Genomic DNA, 2,791 nt, shown 5'->3' with positions numbered 1-2,791 from the left:
GCATGGTGGACGAGGCGTTGTAGGGGTAGCAGTCAAGGCACACCGCTTGCCCTTGCGCGGCCTGCTCCAGCAGAGCCAATGTCTGCACAGACCGGCCGTGGTTGGCCGTGCCGACCAGCTTGTGATGGGAGATCACGGTGCCCACACCCAGCTCGCGGCCAATGTGCAGGGCCTCGCGCAGCGCCTCGTCAATGGCGTCGCCTTCGTCGCGAATGTGCATGGCCACGATGCCTCCCGCCGCCTTGAGCTGTGCGCCTACGGCAATCACCTCTTCGGCCGTCGCGGCTTTTGCGGGCGGATAGTACAAACCCGTCGACAAACCAATGGCCCCAGCGTCTAGTGCGGCCGTGAGTTCTGCCGCCATGGCAGCAGCCTCTTCAGGCGTTGCGGCCCTTTCAAGGTCTGCCACGTGCTTGACCCGCAGCGTGGAATGGCCAACAAGGCAAGCCACGTTAACGGCCAGGCTGGACTGGGCCAGCGCGTCGAGGTAGGCCGCAAAACTTCGGTAGACCCAGCCGTCGGTTCCCAGAATGTCCAGCGGCGCTGGCGGGTTGGCGGTTTCCAGCGGGGCCAGGCTGACGCCGCAATTGCCCGCTATGACTGTCGTGACGCCCTGCGACAGCTTGGGGTGCGGGCCCGCCGTGGGCATCAGCAGCAAGCGGTCGTCATGGGTGTGTGTATCAATAAAGCCCGGCGCCACGATGCGCCCAAGCGCACTGACGCGCTCTGTTGCCGGTGCAGATGCCAGGTCGCCGATGGCAGCAATCTTGCCCTGGAATACACCCACGTCGGCACGCAGGCGGGGCGCGCCAGTTCCATCAATCACCTCGCCGCCTTCAATGATGACATCGAACATGCGCGTTCAATCCAGGTGGACGCCGGCGCGCTTGACGACATCCGCCCACATCCGCGTCTCCCGCATGGCGCGGTCAAACAGGCGGTCGGGTGGGCCCATGGTGGTTTCGAAGGAAATGGCGGCATAGCGTTCATTGACGGTGGCATTCCCCAGCACCTTGTTGATTTCGCTGTTGAGCCGCATCACGATGTCCCGCGGTGTACCGGCCGGCGCCACGATGCCGCCCCAGGCCGTCGTTTCATAGCCTTTAACGGACTCCCCGATGGTGGGCACGTCGGGCAACTGCACGCTGCGTGCCCGGCCTGAGACGCCCAGCGCCTTGACGCGGCCGCTCTTGATGTGCGGCGCGATGGACGACAGGTTGTCGAACATCAGGTCGACCTGGCCGCCCATCAGGTCCTGAATCGCCTGCGGGCTGCCGCGGTAAGGCACGTGGGTCATGAAAGTGCCGGTCATGCTTTTGAACAGCTCGCCCCCCAGGTGCCCGGTGGTGCCGTTGCCGGGAGACGCCATGCTGAGCTTGCCGGGCCTGGATTTGGCCAGCGCAATCAAATCGGCCACGTTATTCACGCCAAGGTCGTTGCGCACGACAAGCGCGTTTTGCACATAGCCGATCAACGCCACGGGTACCAGTTGCTTGTCGGGGTCGTACGGGAGTTTGGAGAAAAGGGCTTTGTTGATCGCCAGCGTGACCACGTTGCCGTAGCCCAGGGTGTAGCCGTCCGGTGCGGCCCGCACGATCTCCTGCATGCCGATGTTGCCGCTTGCGCCGGGCTTGTTGTCAATCACAAAAGGCTGCCCCAGCGTCTTCATCAACTCGCCGGTAAGGATGCGGCAAATGTTGTCCGGCGAGCCACCGGCAGAAGACGGCACGATCAACCGGATGGGCCGGTCGGGCCAGGCGGCGCGCGCCAGCAGGGGCGACGCTGCCATCGCCGCGGCACCCAGCGTGAGAAGCGCTCGCCGGCTTGCTTGAAATTCAGTCATGAAGGCCACCTTTAGGGTTGATCAATGAGAAAACTGAATGATGCTTGGACAAATCTTTGGCTACAAACGACAATTTGTCCGTCTTCCATGTTTTTTTCTCATGCACCATGATGCTACGCGCGCCTTCCACGATGTCCCTGCTGTGCCTTGAAGCCAGCGCGCGGCTGCGGTCTTTTACTGCAGCAGCGCAAGAGCTTCACCTGACACAAGGCGCAGTCAGCCGCCAGATCATGGCGCTTGAAAGCCGCCTTGACCTCAAGCTGTTTGTGCGGCGCCGGGATGCGGTGGTCCTGACGGAGGCCGGCCGCTATTACCTGGAAGAAGTCAGCGCCATTCTCCAGCGCCTTGAGCGCGCCACGGCCAATGTGATGGCACTCAAAGGGCGCGGGGGTTCGCTGACGCTGTCGGTCGGCGCATCGCTGGGCAGCTACTGGCTGATTCCGCGCCTGCCGGACTTCACCCGCGCGTACAGCGAAATCACTCTTAACTTCGCCACCCGCGTGGGCTCGGTTGATTTCAAGAGCATGCCGGTAGATGCCTCGCTCGAATTTGGCGACGGGAAACGGCCGGGCCTGCACAACGACTTTGTTTTGCCCCTGGCCATGGCTCCGTATGCCGCACCGGCATGGATAGCCAAAAACGGAAAGTCGCTGACGTCCCGAACGCCTTTATCCGCCCTGGTACACCACACAACGGTATTGGACGCCTGGCAAAAGTGGTTCGACTACGCAGGCATGGAAATCGGCACCGGGCAAGAGGGGCCACGCTATGAGTTGATGTCGATGGCCCTGAATGCCGCGGTGGTGGGCCTGGGCGCAGTGCTGCTGCCTGATTTCATGGCCAAGGATGCGGTCGCCACCGGCCGCTTGCGCCAGCTTTCGAAGAAACAATGGGTGTCTACGCGCGGCTACTACCTGGTATATCCAGAAGAGTCGGCCGGGCTTGAAG

At 62.7% G+C, this 2,791-nt stretch carries 3 protein-coding genes; 1 reads left to right on the top strand and 2 read right to left on the bottom strand.

The window, feature by feature from the left end; genetic code table 11:
- Both AC1D1P_RS19935 and AC1D1P_RS19930 read right to left on the bottom strand, forming a co-directional pair.
- On the bottom strand, positions 1–856 hold an 856-nt coding region (locus tag AC1D1P_RS19935), incomplete at its 3' end, for an amidohydrolase family protein (RefSeq protein ID WP_477674164.1).
- A 6-nt stretch (positions 857–862) separates the two neighbouring features.
- The gene (locus AC1D1P_RS19930; RefSeq protein ID WP_477674163.1) at positions 863–1,843 is read right to left on the bottom strand and encodes a Bug family tripartite tricarboxylate transporter substrate binding protein; all 981 of its coding nucleotides are present in this window, start codon (positions 1,841–1,843) and stop codon (positions 863–865) included.
- A gap of 107 nt (positions 1,844–1,950) precedes the next feature.
- Between AC1D1P_RS19930 and AC1D1P_RS19925 the strand changes: the two genes are divergently transcribed.
- On the top strand, positions 1,951–2,791 hold an 841-nt coding region (locus tag AC1D1P_RS19925), incomplete at its 3' end, for a LysR family transcriptional regulator (RefSeq protein WP_477674162.1).

The sequence above is a fragment of the Polaromonas sp. P1_E1_2 genome, from assembly GCF_056406035.1.
This window is presented reverse-complemented; position numbering and strand designations above follow the sequence as displayed.

Excerpts from the sequence above, each read along its gene's own strand:
- AC1D1P_RS19930 (WP_477674163.1), bottom strand. The coding sequence starts at position 1,843 with ATGACTGAATTTCAAGCAAGCCGGCGAGCGCTTCTCACGCTGGGTGCC.